This window comes from Mesorhizobium sp. M0491 (genome assembly GCF_040321265.1).
In the GTDB taxonomy this organism is placed as follows: domain Bacteria; phylum Pseudomonadota; class Alphaproteobacteria; order Rhizobiales; family Rhizobiaceae; genus Mesorhizobium.
Genome location: NZ_JAMYRE010000009.1, coordinates 132709 through 149319, shown reverse-complemented (window position 1 = coordinate 149319; position 16611 = coordinate 132709). Strand labels below are relative to the sequence as shown.

The window sequence follows — 16611 nt, the reverse complement described above, 5'->3', positions numbered from 1 at the left end:
GAACAACGGCTGCACCATACCATAAGTTGCCGCGATTCGGCCTCGCGTGGCGCCTATGTCGAAACTTAAATCACAGACTTAGGCTGACAAGCGGAACAACAGTGACTATTTCGTGACCATGACGGGACCCTTGGTACATCGTGAAGAAAGCCTGACTGGTGCCACCGAGGCGCGTGGCCTCGAGGCACTCATCTCGCGCGCCGCCCGTGCCGGCAAGGGCGCGGCACCCGTCGAACGCTGGAATCCCGACTTCTGCGGCGATCTGGACATGGAGATCAAGTCCGACGGCACCTGGTTCTATCTGGGCACGCCGATCGGGCGCATGCCGCTGGTGCAGCTTTTCTCCTCGGTGCTGCGCAAGGACGCCGATGGCAGGACCTATCTGGTGACACCGGTGGAAAAGGTCGGCATCCGCGTCGCCGATGCGCCGTTCATCGCCGTCGAAATGGACGTTTCGGGTAGCGGCGAAGCGCAGACCATCACCTTCCGCACCAATGTCGGCGATGTCGTCGAGGCCGGGCCGGAACGGCCGCTGCGCTTTGTCGACGAGAACGAGACCGGCGGATTGAAGCCCTATGTGCTGGTGCGTGGCCGTCTGGAGGCGCTGGTGGCGCGGCCGGTGATGTATGAACTGGTCGGGCATTGCGAGGAGGTCGAGATCGGCGGCGAGACGATGTTCGCGGTGCGCTCCAAGGGCGCCGTGTTCCCGATCATGCCGGCGGACCAGTTGAAGCGGCTGAGCGCGTGATGGACCAGGTGACGCCGGCGCCGTTTTCATCCGCGGATTTTCGCGCGCGTTTTGCCGTGCAGCCCGATGCGCATGCAGGCGACGATTATGGCGATCATCGCTTTAACCCCGGCCATCCGCGCCTCAATCAGGGCATGGCGCTGCGCAATGCCGCGGTGCTGATCCCGGTGGTCGATCATGAGGGCGATGCGACGGTTCTCCTGACCAAACGGGCCGAAAAGCTGCGCAGCCATTCGGGGCAGGTGGCATTTCCGGGCGGCACAATCGATCCGACCGATCCGAGCCCTGAGGCTGCGGCGCTGCGCGAGACCTTCGAGGAGATCGGGCTTGGCCGAGACCGCATCGAGATCATCGGCCGCATGCCCGACTATGTGGCCGGCAGCGGCTACCGCATCGCGCCGGTGCTGGGCATCGTGCTGCCCGGTTTCCAACTGACGCTCAACGCCGACGAGGTCGACGCCGCTTTCGAAGTGCCCCTGCGCTTCTTGATGGACCCGGCCAACCACAAGCGCGACAGCCGTATGTGGAACGATCTCGAATGGTTCTTCTACGACATGCCTTACGGCGAACGGCGCATCTGGGGCGTCACCGCCGGCATCATCCGTACCCTCTATGAAAGGCTTTATGCGTGAGTGTCTCGATCGCGGACAGGGCCGACTGGCTCGGCGACAAGCATCTGCAGCGCCTGCTGTTCGCACTGGCCGAAGGCGGTGAAGAGGCGCGAGTCGCAGGCGGCGCGGTGCGCAACACGCTGATGGGCCAGCCGGTCGCCGACATCGACATCGCCACCACCTGCCTGCCGGAGGAAACCCTCCGCCGCGCCGAAGCGGAAGGGTTCAAGGCGGTGCCAACCGGCATCGAGCATGGGACAATCACCGTGGTTGCCGGCGGAAAACCTTATGAAATCACCACCTTGCGCGCTGATATCGAGACCGACGGGCGGCGCGCGAAAGTGTCGTTCGGGCGCGACTGGAAGCTCGATGCCGAGCGGCGCGACTTCACCATCAACGCGCTCTATGCCGGGGCCGATGGCAAGGTGGTCGACCTGGTTGACGGCATTGCCGACATCGAGGCGCGCCGGCTGCGATTCATCGGCGACCCGGAAGCGCGCATTCGCGAAGACTACCTGCGCATCCTGCGCTTCTTCCGCTTCTTCGCCTGGTACGGCGACGGGCGGCCGGACGCCGAAGGGCTGAAAGCCTGTGCCCGGCTTAAGGAAGGGCTGGCCCAGCTTTCGTCCGAGCGAATCTGGTCGGAACTGAAGAAACTTTTGTCGGCGCCCGATCCGTCACGCGCGCTGCTCTGGATGCGGCAGGCAGGTGTCTTGACCGCAGCGCTGCCGGAAAGCGAGAAATGGGGCATCGATGCCATCCATGGGTTGGCCAAGGCCGGGAAGGATCTGGGCTGGGCACCCGACCCGCTGCTCAGACTGGAAGCGATCGTGCCGCCCGATGCCGCTCGCATGAAGACGCTCGCCGAGCGGCTCAAACTCTCGACCGCCGAAGCGGATCGCCTGCGTCACTGGGCGCTTGCCAGCGCCGTCGAGCCGAAGACGACCGAGGGCGAACTGGCGAAAAGGCTCTATCGCGGTGACCGGCAGGGGTTTGTCGACCGTCTGCGGCTGTCGCTTGCGGCAGCCAGGGTGCGCGCCGTCGAGGACAATGAGGCGCTGCTCGAAGCCGGTGGTTTTTCGCGCCTGCTTGCCTTCGCCACCAAATGGGAAAAGCCGTTATTTCCGCTGAAAGGTGCCGATCTGACGGCGCTCGGCGCAACTCCGGGGCCGAAACTGGGCGAAATCCTCAGGAATCTTGAAGCGGAATGGGTCGAAGCCGGGTTTACCCCTAATCGCGACGCGCTCCTCAAGCGCGCCGCCGAAGCCTTGAAGGCCGGGTAGATCAGGCCGCGTCGCGGGTCTTTTCGATGCGCGAGCGGATCGCCTCGATCATCGTCTCGCGGATGACCGTCTCGCCATGCGTCTCGCGCATGTGCTCGACGGCACGGCGCATGACCTCGGCCTCCTCGTCGGCACGCGTGTGCCAGTCACAGCCGGGCACGAGCGACCCGCAGTGAAATTCCTTCATGAGATTTCTCCTTTTCCTCCGTGGAGCCCGAGGCTCCGGCACTTTTTTGGCTGACGGTCCAAATCCGAGATCGGATCCTGGGGCCGCGAGCGGGAGAAGCATAACACAGGTAGAGTGGCATTGGTTGCAGTCAACGGCGAAAAGGCGGAGCAGGCGCTGCTCCGCCCTCTTACGCTACCCCCAAACAGGACCGGATATCGTCTCATCCTGCTCTGGCGGGCAAGCCATCATTTTGCGACCTTGACGGCCTCGGCGACCTTGTTCTTGCCCTTCATATCCCATGAGACGCGGACCTTTTCACCGACCGTCAGGCCAGGATCCTTGAAGGTTTTGGGAAGCGTAAAAGACGATCCATCATCGAGGACCAGGCTCATGGCCGTCGTGTCAAAGGTCTTGATCGTTCCGGTGGTGTGCTTGACGGCGGCGAATGCCACTGAACCGGAAGCGAGAAGGGCAGCGGCGGCAGCCGAAACAATGATCTTGCGCATTGCGAAGTACTCCTGGAAGGCGGGTATCTTTTTGACGAAGATGTCCCGCATCGTCTTGGGCCGTCCGGTCGCGTCGGGTCGCGGCTCGCTTTGTCTTGACGCAATTCCCGTCGGAAAGCCGTTTCGCACTTTCCTGGAATTGCGCGCAGGCGAGCCGCCGGCGCTTCCCGACCCGGCGCCACAAATAGACTAGTCTTTTCAATAGCCTATTAGACGAAAAAGAAATTTTTCGCCGCACCGTGTGCCACATTCCATGCCCATTTCGAGCGAATGGGACATCAATGCGGCTCACGCCGGGCTCACCATTTTGTTACGGCCAGCGGACCTCGGGTGGCAGGCTGGAAAGGATGGACGCGACATTGCCGCCGGTCTTCAGTCCGAAGATGGTGCCGCGATCGTGAAGCAGATTGAATTCGACATAGCGGCCGCGGCGGATGAGCTGTTCGTCGCGGTCGCCATCGGTCCAGTTCTCGTTGAAGTTGGCGCGCACGAGGTGGCCGTAGACGACGAGAAAAGAGCGGCCGACATCCTGGACGAAGTTGAAATCGGCATTCCAGCCGCCTTTGTCCTCGCCCGAATGCAGCCAGTCGAAGAAGATGCCGCCGGTGCCGCGCGGCTCGTTGCGGTGCGACAGATAGAAATACTCGTCGCACCAGGCCTTGTATTTCGGGTAATCGGCGACGTCGGCGTTCTTCTCGCAAGCGAATTGCATGGCGCGGTGGAAGGCTACCGTGTCGGGGTCGTCCTGCGTGCGGCGGCTGTCGAGCACCGGCGTTAGATCGGCGCCGCCGCCGAACCATTGGCGAGATGTGACCACCATGCGCGTGTTCATGTGCACGGCCGGAACGTTTGGGTTCCAGGGATGCGCGATCAGCGAAATGCCAGATGCCCAAAAGCGCGGGTCTTCCTCGGCGCCCGGCATCTGCTTCCTGAATTCGGGTGAGAACTCGCCGTGGACGGTCGAGGTGTGGACGCCGACCTTTTCGAAGACGCGGCCGTGCATCATCGACATGGTGCCGCCGCCGCCGCGCCCCTCGTCACGTTCCCATGGCGTCTTTTCGAAGCGGCCGGGCGACCACGAGGCCAGCGGCCCGCCAAGATCCTGCTCGATCTGCTCGAAGGTGGCGCAGATGCGTTCGCGCAGCGCCTCGAACCACAGCCTTGCCTTCATCTTCTTCTGTTCGATGTCGGCGGGCAGGCCTGCCGGTATTTCTGGTCGTTCCAAGTGCCGTCTCCGGTTGGGGCGGCGAGTCCCACAAATGACTCGTCTTTTGCCGGCGCGATCCCTAATCTCTTAAGGGCAAGGGTCAAGTCACTTTGGTTTTGCGCATGATCCTTTCCGAAACTCGATTCCGATTTCGGGGTCATGCGCCAGGTGCAAGGAGTTGTTTCGTGCGCACCCCGGCAAGACCGCCGCTGGATGGCCTGAAGAAAAGGCTCGACCAAAGCCGTGCCGAGCGTGTTCGTGTGCCGCGCGACGGTTTCCTGCGCGAGACCTTCGTGCTGCCGCGCTCCGATGCGCGGCTCAAGGCCAAGGAATGGTTCGAGCGCTTTCCCAAGCAGGCCTACTGGACCGAGATCGAAAGCTGGTTCGAGCGGCCGGGCGACTTGATTGAGTTCACCATCAGGCGCTTGCCTGCGGCTGACTAGGATGTCCTCGAGAGAGGCGGAGCAACCAGCCTTCTTGCCCCTGTCCCCTCGCGCGCCAGCCGGTCGCCCTTGTTACGCAGCGGGCATTTGTCGATCGACATGCAGCCGCAGCCGATGCAGTCGGTCAGCCCGTCGCGCAGTTTCTTCAACTGGGCGATCTTGTGATCGAGCCCGTCGCGCCAGGCGGTCGACAAAAGGTTCCAGTCATCGCGCGTCGGCGTGCGGCCTTCTGGCAGCGATGCCAGGGCTTCACCGATCTCGGCCAGCGAAATGCCGACCTCCTGCGCCACCTTGATGATCGCCACGCGCCGCAGCACGTCACGGCCGTAGCGGCGCTGATTTCCCGCCGTGCGGTGGCTGCGGATCAGGCCGCGGGCCTCATAGAAATGCAATGCCGACACCGCCACACCGCTGCGCATGGCGACCTGGCCGACCGTTAATTCCGTTATCGGTGCCATTCCTGATTTTCCCGCTTGACCTCAAGTTAAGCTGAGCTTGTAGCGAAGAAACCCGGGGTCTGCAAACGAAGGAGAAGGCGATGTGTGCCTGGGTAAGAATGAGTGGAGAAACCACTGTCGTCGGCGGCGGCAAGCATGGTGTTGTCGATGGGTTGCGGATCCTATCCGAGTTGCCGGATGGCTTCGCCCGCCGCCATGGCGACCGAAAGCGCGACATTGATGCTGCGCGCCGTGCCCTGCATGGGGATGGTCAGCCGCGCATCCGCCGCCTGATGGACAGGATCCGGCACGCCTGCGGATTCGCGACCGAACAGCAGAATGTCGCCTTCGGCGAAGGTGAAGTCGGTGTAGGCCGTCGTCGCTTTGGTCGACAGCAGCACCAGCCGGTGCGAACCAGCCTTGCGCCGTTCCTCGAAGGCGTGCCAGTCGACATGCCGGGTCAGGGCAGCCATTTCGAGGTAGTCCATGCCGGCTCGTTTGAGCGCTTTGTCGGAGAGCGGAAATCCGGCCGGTTCGATGATGTCGACGCCAAGTCCGAGGCAAGCGGCGAAGCGCAGGATTGTCCCGGTGTTGCCGGCGATATCCGGCTGGTAGAGCGCGATGCGGAGACGACAGTTCATTTCCGCGTCTTTCTAATAAGTGGCAAATCGGCCACAGCGGGCTCGCGGTTTTGGAAATTGCTGGACCTGCGGGTGGCCATTTTCTGCGAAGTCGGGTATGTCAGCTCCATTGTCAACCCGAACCGATGGAGGGGTAATTCATGATGACCATGCACATCCAGCGCCCCTCTTATGGGCTTACCTGCCTGCCGGCGGTTTCGGTACGACGATTCTCCTGACTCTCTAAGACTTGATCGCACCGATTCCCGCCGAAACGATTTTTCGGCTCTCGAAGGAATCCTGCGATGTTTTCAAAAAGTCAAAAGGGCTAAACGCCCCAACTGAAGCTGTCCGGACCGATGCTTGTCGTGTCCGGACCGATGCTTATCGTGTCCAGACCGACGCAAAGCGCGCCTCCGGCCGAATGCCGGCGGACGATATTGCTTCGCCTTTTTATCTCGATTTTCACACGGAGGACGGACCGATGTTCGATCCCTATAGAATACCTGGCTCGAGGAGCCTGCATATCCACCGACTGCCGACCTGGGCGCTGCTGATCGGCGACACCTATTCGTCTGCGGTTCACGCCGAGGTTCGCCGCCGGCCGCATCGCGGCATGCTGCCGGATGTCGATTTTTCGCGCGCGGTTCCCGATCCGAGCCGCCCGTCGCTGGTGCGCCGGATCATCCGGCTGGTCAGGCCGGGCGCGAAAAACCGGGCTGGCGGCACCGTGTCGTCAGGATCGGCTGGCGCAGCTGTCGGCGAAAAGCCCGCGAGCCCCTATATTGCACGAGGCATGGCCGACGGTCCGGGTGATTCCAGACCGTCGGCCCTTGATGCCATGGGTACCGGGGATTTCGTACGCTCACGTGCCGCGTAAGCGGCAAACACATTTCACAGGCATAACCTATGTTGTTGTTTAGCTGGTTTGAAAAAAGGCTCGATCCGTTCCCCGCAGCGGAACCGGTCGAGCCGCCCAAGACGCTGGTTGCCTTCTGCCTGCATTATACGCGCGGCGCATGGCCTTATATCCTTTTCGACGCGGTGCTGGTGACGGCCATCGCGATCGCCGAAGTATGGATGTTCGGCTTCCTCGGCCGCATCGTCGACTGGCTGTCGGGGCAGAATCGCGAAACCTTCCTGCAGACGGAAGCCTGGAAGCTCGCCGGCATGGCCTTCATCGTGCTGTTCGCGCTGCCGGGCACGGTATGGCTGCATTCGTTTCTCAACCAGCAGACGCTGATGGGCAATTATCCCATGCGCATCCGCTGGCAGGTGCACCGCTATCTGCTCAAGCAGTCGATGAGTTTCTACCAGGACGAGTTCGCCGGCCGCATCGCGACAAAGCTGATGCAGACGGCTCTCGCCGTGCGCGAATGCGTCATCAAGGTGATCGACGTCCTGAACTACGTTATCGTCTATTTCCTCGGCATGCTGCTCATCGTCGGCTCGGCCGACTGGCGGCTGGCCGCGCCGCTCGGCGTCTGGCTGGTCGGCTATATCCTTTTGCTGCGGTTTTTCATTCCCCGGCTGGGCAAGGTTGGCGAGGAACAGGCCAATGCGCGCTCGATCATGACGGGCCGTGTCGTCGACAGCTACTCCAACATCCAGACGGTCAAGCTGTTCAGCCATGCACGCCGCGAAGCGTCATTCGCCAAAGACGGCATGTCCGGCTTTCTCGAAACGGTCTACCGGTCGATGCGGCTGGTGACAGTGCTTTTTGGCTCGCTTTACATCCTAAATGCATTGCTCTTGTTCTCTGTCACCGCGATGGCGTTGTGGCTGTGGCTGGGGCAAGCAGTGACGATCGGCGCGGTCGCCGTGGTCATCGGCCTTGTGCTCAGGATGTGGGGGATGTCGCAATGGATCATGTGGGAAATGTCGGGCCTGTTCGAGAACATCGGCACGGTGCAGGACGGCATCGCCTCAATCTCGCTGCCGCGCCTTGTCGAGGACAGGCCGGACGCGAAGGAGATCAGCGTTTCCAGGGGTGAGATCCGCTTTGAGGACATTCGCTTCCACTACGGCAAGCAGAAGGGTGTGATTGAAGGCCTGTCGCTGGCGGTGAAACCGGGCGAGAAGGTCGGCATCGTCGGCCGTTCCGGCGCCGGCAAGTCGACGCTGGTCAACCTGTTGCTGCGCTTCTACGACCTCGAAGCCGGGCAGATATTGATCGACGGCCAGGAGATCGCCGGTGTGAAGCAGGATTCGCTGCGTGCGCAGATCGGCATGGTCACGCAGGACACCTCGCTGCTGCATCGTTCGGTGCGCGAGAACATCCTTTATGGCCGGCCCGATGCCACCGACGAGATGCTTGTCGAGGCGGCGCGCCGCGCCGAGGCGCTGGATTTCATCGGCGGGCTTTCGGATGCCAGCGGCCGCAAGGGCTTCGATGCCCATGTCGGTGACCGCGGCGTCAAATTGTCCGGCGGCCAGCGGCAACGCGTCGCCATTGCTCGCGTTATGTTGAAGGACGCACCTATACTTATCCTTGACGAAGCGACTTCGGCGCTTGATTCCGAAGCCGAGGCGGCGATCCAAGAGAATCTCTACAAGCTCATGCAAGGCAAAACCGTCATCGCCATAGCGCACCGGCTGTCGACCATCGCGGCGATGGACAGGCTGGTGGTGATGGACAAGGGTCGTGTCATCGAGGAAGGTTCGCACGAGGAACTCGTCGCCAAGGGCGGGCTCTACGCGCAGCTCTGGCAGCGCCAGTCGGGCGGGTTCCTGCTTGAGGACGGTCCCGCCGACGCCGCCAACGACGCACTTGCAAAGGGGCAAGCCGCAGAATGATGGCCGCCGCATGATGACAGCCGTCTATCGCTGGTTCGAGAACTGGGTCTATCCGTTCAGGGAGCCAGCGAATCTTCGGCCACCGACCAGCGTCGGCGGCTTTCTCTGGCACTATGTCGGCCAGGCGAAGTTCGCCTTCTTCGCCATGCTGGTCATCGGCGGCATCGCGCCGCTGGTCGAGGCCGGCCTGTTCTACTTCGTCGGGCGGCTGGTCGATATTCTCGACCAGCTTCCCGCCGAGCGCAGTTGGCACGCACTGTGGGCCGCCGCAGGCCCTGAACTGGTTTTCATGGCCGTGGTGGTGCTGGTCATCCGCACCGTCGTCGTCGGCCTTTCGGCGCTGGTCGACGAACAGACGATCACGCCCGGCTTCTACAATCTGGTGCGCTGGCAGGCGCACCGGCATGTCTCGCGCCAGTCCTACGCCTTCTTCCAGAACGATTTCGCCGGCCGCATCGCAACAAAGGTCTGGCAGGCGGGCCAGGCCACCGGCGACCTGATGGAAAGCTTCATCGAGGTCGTCTGGTTCATGATCGTCTATACGGTGACGACGCTGGCGCTGGTCGCAGGCCTCGATCTCAGGCTGGCGGTGCTGGTGGTGATCTGGATTTCCGCTTTCGCTTGGCTGGCCAAGCTCTATCTGCCGGCAATCCGCAAGCATGCCGAGGAAACAGCCGAGGCCGGCTCGATGATCACCGGCCGCATTGTCGATTCCTATTCCAACGTGCAGACGCTGAAACTGTTCTCGGCCGATGGCGACGACCGCTACATCAGGAACGGTTTCGACATCTACCTCGACGCATTGCGCCCGTTCACCCGCCGGCTGACCGGCGTGCGCATGGCGCTGACGACGCTGTCGGGCATCATGATCACGGCGATCGGCTGTTTTGCCGTCTATCTCTGGGTCGAGGGCTCGATCACCGTCGGCGCTGTCGCCTTCACCCTGTCGCTGGTGCTGCGGCTCAACATGCTGCTTGGCCGGCTGATGATGCAGCTCAACAGCATCTTGCGAAACCTCGGCGTGCTGGAGAACTCCAAGGCGCTGATTTCGCAGCCGCTCGGCCTCACGGATGCGCCCGACGCCAAGGAACTCGTGGTGGCAGGCGGGCGTATCGAGGTGAAGAACGTCGAGTTCCATTACGGCAAAGGTTTCGGCGTACTGAACGGCATCGACCTTGTCGTCAAGCCGGGCGAGAAGGTCGGGCTGGTCGGACCGTCTGGCGCGGGCAAGACGACCCTCGCCAATCTGATCCTGCGGCTCTACGATCTGGAGAGCGGGTCGATCACCATCGATGGCCAGGATGTCGCCAAAGTCACGCAAAATTCGCTGCGCGCCAATATCGGCGTCGTCAGCCAGGACACGGCGCTGTTCCACCGTTCGCTGCGCGACAACATCAAGCTCGGCATGCCTGACGCGACCGATGCGGAGGTGATCGCGGCGGCGAAAAAGGCCGAGGCGCACGAGTTCATCCTGACCTTGCGCGACAACAGGGACCGCGCCGGCTACGAGGCCTTTGTCGGCGAGCGCGGCGTCAAACTGTCGGGCGGCCAGCGCCAGCGCGTGGCGATCGCCCGTGTCTTCCTGAAGGACGCGCCGATCCTGATCCTCGACGAGGCGACCTCGGCGCTCGATTCGGATATCGAGGCGGCAATCCAGGAGAATCTGACGCGGCTGATGGAGAACAAGACGGTCATCGCCATCGCCCACCGGCTGTCGACGATCGCAGCACTCGACCGGCTGGTGGTGCTCGACGGCGGCCGCATCGTCGAGCAAGGCACGCATGACCAGCTGGTGGCGCTCGACGGGCTCTATGCGCGGCTGTGGAAGCGGCAGTCCGGCGGTTTTCTCTATCACGAGGACAGCGTGCTCGAAGAGACGCGGCCTGCGGAGTAGGGCATGGTTGGATCGGCAGAGGTCATTCCAGAGATCGGCCCCGGAGTGAGCTATGTGCTCAAGCGGCTCCGGCCAACCACGCCGGCCTTCGACGCGCTGAAGCAGGAAAGCCGGTTTGGGGGCTACTGGATGCTGGTGCGCCTGGCGGATGGCTGGGCTAGCGGCCGTAACAAGTTCTTGAAGCGCGGCGAGGCACTCTACGGAGCCTGGAATGGCCGGGAACTCGCCGGCGTGTGCGGGCTGAACATCGATCCCTATTTCGAGGCCAGGGGCCACGGCCGGGTCCGGCACCTGTTCGTCAGTGCGCGCCACCGTCGCAACGGTCTTGGCCGGATGCTGGTCGAGACCGTTATCGACAGGGCACGTCACCATTTCGCCGTGCTGAACACCCGCGCGCCGCAAGAAGCCTTCGGTTTCTACGAACGGCTTGGCTTTCAGCGCGTGGAAGGCGAAGAATTCGTCACACACCGCATGGTCTTCGGGAAAGGAAGCTGAAATGTCCTTGCGTCCGCCATCTCATCTAGCCGGCGCCTCGTCCGCGGAAGCCGCCTTCGACGCGCTCGGCCATGAAATATTGGCGGAAAAGGCGGCAGCACTTGGCCGCGCCGGCCAGCGGGTAGAGGAAACGTTGGCCAGGCTGCGCGACAATGCCGACGAGCAACTGCGCCCCCGGCTGCTCAAGGATGCCGCCGAGGCGGTGCATGGCTATTTCATCCAGCGCGAGCTGTGCGGCTTGCGCAAGCACGATACCGTCATTCGTGAATACAACATCCCGAAAGCGGTGCTGGCCAGGCTCGGCGCGAAATAACTCTCTTTTGTTGGACCATGATCTTATTCCGAAAACCGGTTCCCACTTTTCGGGATCATGGTCTACTCAAGCCATTCGGTGATGAAGCTGCCATTCTCGTGGATGTCGGTCGTCTCCGGCGGGCCTGGGCCGAGATTGGTGAATTTGTGCGGCGTATTGGGCGGCACGATCAGGATCTGGCCGGCGGATGCCTCGATCTCCTGGTCGCCGACGGTGAACAGGCCGGTGCCCTGGCGAATGATGAAGATCTCAGCGTAGGGATGTGTATGCAGGCGGGGCCGCCTCCGACGCCAGGCAGATAGTTGAAGATCAGGCAGGAGAGCCGTAGGCGCCACATTGCAATTCGCCCTTCCAATGGTCGGAGCGAACAGACCAGGTGTCGCGGTCTATGATTTGTGCCCTGGCTATCTAGCCCTTCGCGGGTATCCAGGGGTTGAAAAGCTTCACCCCGGTGCCCTCAAAATCCTTGGTATTGCGTGTCACGACTGTCAAATTATTGACAAGCGCGCTGGCGGCAATGAGAGCATCGCGTTCCGGCTTAGGGTCAGGAACGTGGAGGTTTGCGCAACGCACGACAACGGCCGTGTCTATGCTCAGTATCCGGTCGTCGAACTGTGGAATTAGTATTTGATCCAACCACTCACGGTACATGGCGGCCTGGCGGGTGTCCTTCCTCGACAACAACAGTGTTCCGATTTCGAGTTCCAGGATCGAAATCACCGACATGAAAAAGCTGGCGACGTCGTGGGTCTCAGACCAGGCTAAAACGTTGCGATCGGCCTTGTCCCGACGACGCAGATTCGAAACGACATTGGTGTCGAGAATAAACATCAGTCGAGATCGGGAATCTTGAAAAACGGTCCTTCCAGGCGAGGTGGTTCCCAGTCGAAGTCTGCTTCGGGGCGATCGTCGGCAATCGCGTCCGCGAGGCTTCTCGGCTTCTTCTCCAACCGCTCGTATTCCTCCATCGAAATCAGCACATGGGAAGGCTTGCCGCGATCGGTGATGATAACCGGTCCGTTCCTGGCAGCCCGCTTCGCAAGCGCCGTGTCCTGGTTGAATTCACGGCTCGACATGATGGTGATCGTCTTCGTTGAGATGTTCATTTCAGCACCTCCGTCGAGTAGATGTAGACATATTGCTACATTTAGCCAAGCACGTCAAATTCATCGCTGTGCGGAACGCCCGCGACAATCTGCCCTTGTGCCTTCACCCGTCTGGACAAAAACGGGCTTCACGCATAAACCGAAGTCCAAATGCCGGAGGAATTCGCAAGCCTGTTCGCCATGCGCTGTCGGGTTGGCGTAATTGAGCGGGGAACAAGGCTCAGCCACCGGCACGGAAGAGGCGAAAGGATCAGGCACCCGTGAGCGCAACCGACACCCAGGATCCCAACCGTCGTGATTTTCTCTACGTCGCCACCGGCATGGCCGCAGTGGTCGGCGCGGGTGCTTTCGCGTGGCCGTTCATCGACCAGATGCGCCCCGATGCCTCGACGCTGGCGCTCGCTTCCGTCGAAGTCGACGTCGCCTCGCTGACGCCGGGCATGTCGCTGATCGTCAAGTGGCGCGGCAAGCCGGTCGTGGTCCGCAACCGCACCGAACAGGAAATGAAGGACGGCGAGGCTGTCAATCTCGCCGATCTCAAGGATCCGATCGCCCGCAACGCCAATCTGCCGTCCGATGCGCCGGCGACCGACGCCAATCGCACCACGCCCGGCAAGGAGGCCTGGATGGTGATGGTTCAGGTCTGCACGCATCTCGGCTGCATTCCGCTTGGCCAGGAAGGCGATTTCGGCGGCTGGTTCTGCCCGTGCCACGGTTCGCAATACGATACGGCCGGCCGCATCCGCAAAGGCCCGGCGCCTGAGAACATGGCGGTTCCGGTATTCAAGTTCATTTCCGATACCAAGATCCTTATCGGTTGAGGCAGGGGATATTTCGATGAGCGAGGGACACTCGACCTATACGCCCAAAACCGGTCTCGGACGCTGGTTCGACGCCCGCATGCCGCTGCCGCGGCTGGTCTATGACAGCTTCGTTGCCTATCCGGTGCCGCGCAACCTCAACTATGCGTGGACCTTTGGCGGCATCCTTTCGATCATGCTGGTGGCGCAGATCCTGACCGGCATCGTGCTGGCCATGCATTACACGGCTGACACCAATCTGGCCTTCGGCTCGGTCGAGAAGATCATGCGCGACGTGAATTCCGGCTGGCTGCTGCGCTACATGCATTCGAACGGCGCCTCGTTCTTCTTCGTCGCCGTCTACATCCACATCTTCCGTGGCCTCTATTACGGCTCCTACAAGGCGCCGCGCGAACTGCTCTGGATCCTCGGCTGCATCATCTATCTCCTGATGATGGCGACCGGTTTCATGGGCTACGTGCTGCCATGGGGCCAGATGAGCTTCTGGGGCGCCACCGTCATCACCGGCTTCTTCAGCGCCATTCCGCTGGTCGGCGACTGGATTCAGCAGCTGCTGCTCGGCGGCTTTGCCGTCGACAACCCGACGCTGAACCGTTTCTTTGCGCTGCACTATCTGTTGCCGTTCATGATTGCCGGCGTCGTCGTTTTGCACATCTGGGCGCTGCATGTCGTGGGCCAGTCGAACCCGACGGGTATCGAGGTCAAGTCGAAGACCGACACTGTCGCCTTCACCCCCTACGCGACCATCAAGGACGCGTTCGGCATGATCGTGTTCCTGTTCTTCTTCGCTTATTTCGTCTTCTACCTGCCGAACTATCTCGGCCATCCCGACAACTACATCGTCGCCAACCCGCTGAAGACGCCGGCCCACATCGTGCCCGAATGGTACTTCCTGCCGTTCTACGCGATCCTGCGCGCCATCACCTTCAATGTCGGGCCGATCAACTCCAAGCTCGGCGGCGTGCTGTGCATGTTCGGCGCCATCGTCATGTTGTTCCTGGTGCCGTGGCTCGACACTTCGAAGGTACGCTCGGCCGTTTACCGGCCCTGGTACAAGCTGTTCTTCTGGTTGTTCGTGGCCGATGCCATCCTGCTTGGCTGGCTGGGCTCGCAGCCGGCCGAAGGCAGCTATGTGTTCATGGCGCAGATGGCGACATTGTTCTACTTCGCCTTCTTCCTGATCGCGCTGCCGGTGCTCGGCCTGATCGAGACGCCGCGACGGCTGCCGAACTCGATCACCGAGGCGGTGCTCGAGAAGAACAAGGGCGGCAGCGGACATCCGGCGGGCGCTACGGCGGCTCCGGAAACCAAAGGCTGAGCGGGTAGAGAATCTAAGGGGATTTGGCATGAAAAAGATTCTCACCTCGCTGGCGCTGATCGGCCTCGTGGCGGTCGCCGCTGGGGCCGCGGGCACTCGGGCGATCGCCGCCGAAGAGGCACACAATGTGGCCAATCCGACGCATTTCCCGATCGACGAGCCAAAGGAAATGGACTGGAGTTTCACCGGCCCATTCGGCACTTACGACAAGGCGCAGTTGCAGCGCGGCCTCAAGGTCTACAAGGAAGTCTGCTCGGCCTGCCATTCGATGAACCTGGTGGCGTTCCGCACGCTGTCGGACCTCGGCTATTCCGATGCGCAGATCAAGACGCTGTCGGCCGAGTACACAATCCATGACGGCCCCAACGATGCCGGCGACATGTTCGACCGTCCCGGCAAGCCGTCCGACCATTTCCCGCCGCCCTTCGCCAATGAGGAAGCGGCTGCTGCTTCCAATGGCGGCGCTGCCCCGCCCGACATGTCGCTGCTGGCCAAGGCGCGCGGCGTCGAGCGCGGCTTTCCGCAATTCGTCTTCGACATCTTCACACAATACGATGCCGGCGGTCCCGACTATATCCACTCGCTGCTGACCGGCTACGACCAGACGCCGCCGGCCGGCATGGTGATCCCGGAAGGCACCCACTACAATCCGTACTTCATGTCCGGCGTGTCGCTGAAAATGCCCAAGCCGCTCTCCGACGGCCAGGTGACCTATGATGACGGTGCGCCGCAGACCGTCGACCAGTATTCCCGCGACGTCTCCGCCTTCCTGGCGTGGGCGGCCGAGCCGCATATGGAAGACCGCAAGAAGACCGGTTTTCGCGTTCTGGTGTTCCTGCTTTTGTTCGGCGCGCTGGTCTATCTCACCAAGCGCAAGGTGTGGGAAGGCGTGGCCCACTAGGCCATACAATCAAGTGATCGCGAAGGGCGCCGAGAGGCGCCCTTTTGCATTTCCGGAGGCTGGTCATGTCACATGGCCGTCATCGCATCCGGCGATCCTGTGCTGCTCTCATCAAAGGATCGCATTCATGAAAAGATACGCATCGCTCGCGGCAGGCCTGTTGCTGCTCATCCTCGGCTCGGCAGCGCAAGCGGAAGACGCCCAGCCCTTCGTCACCAACAAGGACGTCGACCTGACGATGATCCTGCCGCCGCCGCCGGCAAACGATTCGGCGCAGACCAAGGCCGAACTCGGCGAGGTGCTGACGCTGCAGGTGACGCGCACCCCGGAGATGGTCGCCAGCGCGGTGGCTGATGCCGAGGAGAATGTCTGGCGCTTTGCCGACGTCATGGGGCCGAAATTCAACAAGGAAACGCTGCCGAAATTCAGCGCTTTCTTCGATCGCGTGGTGGCTACTGAAGGGGCTGTAGTCGACCCGGCCAAGGATGTCTGGAAGCGCCCGCGCCCGCATCAGCTCAGCGATCTCGTCAAGCCGGCGGTCAAGCTGTCGAGCTCCGGTTCCTGGCCGTCCGGCCATGCCACCGTAGGCACGATGATGGGCATCATCCTGTCCGACATGGTCCCGGAAAAGCGCGCCGAGATCATGGCGCGTGCGGCCGAATACGCCCACAACCGCGAGGTCGGCGGCATCCACTATGCGTCCGACGTCGAGATGGGCAAGATTTCCGGCAGCGTTATTGCCGCGGTCCTGCTCAACCGGGACGACTTCAAGGCTGAATATGAAGTGGCCAGGGCCGAGCTTCGTTCCGATCTCGGCATGTAATCCTCGTCAGCCGGATTTAGACGGGAAGGGGCGCTTAAGGCGCTCCTTTTTTGTTAACGCTCGTGCTCAAGCGAAAGTTCGGCAATTAGTCCGTTGGCATGGCGGCATCAGGTTGATATT

The 16611-nt window shown here is 61.9% G+C and carries 20 protein-coding genes and 1 pseudogene; 13 read left to right on the top strand and 8 right to left on the bottom strand.

Features of this window, described 5'->3' with window-relative positions:
* Positions 1–118: 118 nt before the first annotated feature.
* From NKI69_RS14000 to NKI69_RS13990, 3 genes are read left to right on the top strand one after another with little or no spacing between them, the layout of a single operon-like run.
* Entirely contained in the window at positions 119–748 is a 630-nt protein-coding gene (locus NKI69_RS14000) for a DUF1285 domain-containing protein (RefSeq protein WP_023809852.1), read from the top strand.
* Complete coding sequence (locus NKI69_RS13995; protein ID WP_023809851.1) at positions 748–1380, top strand: CoA pyrophosphatase; 633 nt, start codon at positions 748–750, stop codon at positions 1378–1380. Before NKI69_RS14000 ends, NKI69_RS13995 begins: the two co-directional genes overlap by 1 nt.
* Positions 1377–2642 (top strand): CCA tRNA nucleotidyltransferase, encoded by a 1266-nt coding sequence (locus NKI69_RS13990; RefSeq protein ID WP_352721665.1) that lies wholly within the window; start codon positions 1377–1379, stop codon positions 2640–2642. The genes NKI69_RS13995 and NKI69_RS13990 overlap by 4 nt, the downstream gene beginning before the upstream one ends.
* A gap of 1 nt (position 2643) precedes the next feature.
* Here the strand turns inward: NKI69_RS13990 and NKI69_RS13985 are convergent, their stop codons facing one another.
* The 3 genes from NKI69_RS13985 to hemF form a co-directional block, all read right to left on the bottom strand.
* Positions 2644–2829: a DUF1059 domain-containing protein gene (locus NKI69_RS13985; protein WP_013529972.1), complete on the bottom strand. Its 186-nt coding sequence runs from the start codon at positions 2827–2829 to the stop codon at positions 2644–2646.
* 227 nt (positions 2830–3056) lie between these two features.
* Positions 3057–3317: a DUF1344 domain-containing protein gene (locus tag NKI69_RS13980; protein ID WP_023809849.1), complete on the bottom strand. Its 261-nt coding sequence runs from the start codon at positions 3315–3317 to the stop codon at positions 3057–3059.
* Positions 3318–3627: 310 nt separating this feature from the next.
* Entirely contained in the window at positions 3628–4542 is a 915-nt protein-coding gene (hemF, locus tag NKI69_RS13975; RefSeq protein ID WP_023809848.1) for an oxygen-dependent coproporphyrinogen oxidase, read from the bottom strand.
* 167 nt (positions 4543–4709) lie between these two features.
* On the opposite strand from hemF, the gene NKI69_RS13970 reads away from it, so the two are divergent.
* Positions 4710–4967: a hypothetical protein gene (locus NKI69_RS13970; protein ID WP_352721663.1), complete on the top strand. Its 258-nt coding sequence runs from the start codon at positions 4710–4712 to the stop codon at positions 4965–4967.
* Here NKI69_RS13970 and soxR read toward each other — a convergent pair.
* Both soxR and NKI69_RS13960 read right to left on the bottom strand, forming a co-directional pair.
* A complete protein-coding gene (gene soxR / locus NKI69_RS13965) occupies positions 4964–5425 on the bottom strand; it encodes a redox-sensitive transcriptional activator SoxR (RefSeq protein WP_023809847.1) in 462 nt (153 codons plus the stop codon). The two genes, NKI69_RS13970 and soxR, sit on opposite strands and share 4 nt — an antisense overlap.
* 161 nt (positions 5426–5586) lie before the next feature.
* Positions 5587–6045 carry a tRNA (cytidine(34)-2'-O)-methyltransferase gene (locus NKI69_RS13960; RefSeq protein ID WP_023809846.1) on the bottom strand — a complete coding sequence of 153 codons (459 nt, stop codon included), beginning with the start codon at positions 6043–6045 and terminating at the stop codon, positions 5587–5589.
* Between the two features lie 463 nt (positions 6046–6508).
* Here NKI69_RS13960 and NKI69_RS13955 point away from each other — a divergent pair, with 463 nt between their 5' ends.
* From NKI69_RS13955 to NKI69_RS13935, 5 genes are read left to right on the top strand one after another with little or no spacing between them, the layout of a single operon-like run.
* Entirely contained in the window at positions 6509–6904 is a 396-nt protein-coding gene (locus NKI69_RS13955; protein WP_023809845.1) for a hypothetical protein, read from the top strand.
* Between the two features lie 29 nt (positions 6905–6933).
* A complete protein-coding gene (locus tag NKI69_RS13950; protein ID WP_023809844.1) occupies positions 6934–8820 on the top strand; it encodes an ABC transporter ATP-binding protein in 1887 nt (628 codons plus the stop codon).
* 10 nt (positions 8821–8830) lie between these two features.
* Positions 8831–10714: an ABC transporter ATP-binding protein gene (locus NKI69_RS13945; protein WP_023809843.1), complete on the top strand. Its 1884-nt coding sequence runs from the start codon at positions 8831–8833 to the stop codon at positions 10712–10714.
* Between the two features lie 3 nt (positions 10715–10717).
* Positions 10718–11209, top strand: a complete 492-nt coding sequence (locus tag NKI69_RS13940) for a GNAT family N-acetyltransferase (protein ID WP_023809842.1) — start codon at positions 10718–10720, stop codon at positions 11207–11209.
* 1 nt (position 11210) lies between these two features.
* Positions 11211–11522, top strand: coding sequence for a DUF6665 family protein (locus NKI69_RS13935; protein ID WP_023809841.1), 312 nt, complete (start codon positions 11211–11213; stop codon positions 11520–11522).
* A gap of 62 nt (positions 11523–11584) precedes the next feature.
* Here NKI69_RS13935 and NKI69_RS13930 read toward each other — a convergent pair.
* From NKI69_RS13930 to NKI69_RS13920, 3 genes and pseudogenes are all read right to left on the bottom strand, one after another.
* Positions 11585–11930, bottom strand: a pseudogene (locus tag NKI69_RS13930) (cupin domain-containing protein).
* Positions 11931–12353 (bottom strand): type II toxin-antitoxin system VapC family toxin, encoded by a 423-nt coding sequence (locus NKI69_RS13925; protein WP_023809840.1) that lies wholly within the window; start codon positions 12351–12353, stop codon positions 11931–11933.
* Positions 12353–12628 carry a type II toxin-antitoxin system Phd/YefM family antitoxin gene (locus NKI69_RS13920; RefSeq protein ID WP_031212730.1) on the bottom strand — a complete coding sequence of 92 codons (276 nt, stop codon included), beginning with the start codon at positions 12626–12628 and terminating at the stop codon, positions 12353–12355. Before NKI69_RS13920 ends, NKI69_RS13925 begins: the two co-directional genes overlap by 1 nt.
* 260 nt (positions 12629–12888) lie before the next feature.
* On the opposite strand from NKI69_RS13920, the gene petA reads away from it, so the two are divergent.
* The 4 genes from petA (at position 12889) to NKI69_RS13900 (ending at position 16491) form a co-directional block, all read left to right on the top strand.
* Entirely contained in the window at positions 12889–13449 is a 561-nt protein-coding gene (gene petA, locus NKI69_RS13915) for a ubiquinol-cytochrome c reductase iron-sulfur subunit (RefSeq protein ID WP_023809838.1), read from the top strand.
* Between the two features lie 16 nt (positions 13450–13465).
* On the top strand, positions 13466–14767 hold the full coding sequence (locus NKI69_RS13910; protein WP_013529985.1) for a cytochrome b: 1302 nt from the start codon (positions 13466–13468) through the stop codon (positions 14765–14767).
* A gap of 28 nt (positions 14768–14795) precedes the next feature.
* Complete coding sequence (locus NKI69_RS13905; RefSeq protein WP_023809837.1) at positions 14796–15668, top strand: cytochrome c1; 873 nt, start codon at positions 14796–14798, stop codon at positions 15666–15668.
* A gap of 127 nt (positions 15669–15795) precedes the next feature.
* A complete protein-coding gene (locus NKI69_RS13900; protein WP_023809836.1) occupies positions 15796–16491 on the top strand; it encodes an acid phosphatase in 696 nt (231 codons plus the stop codon).
* Positions 16492–16611: the final 120 nt, after the last annotated feature.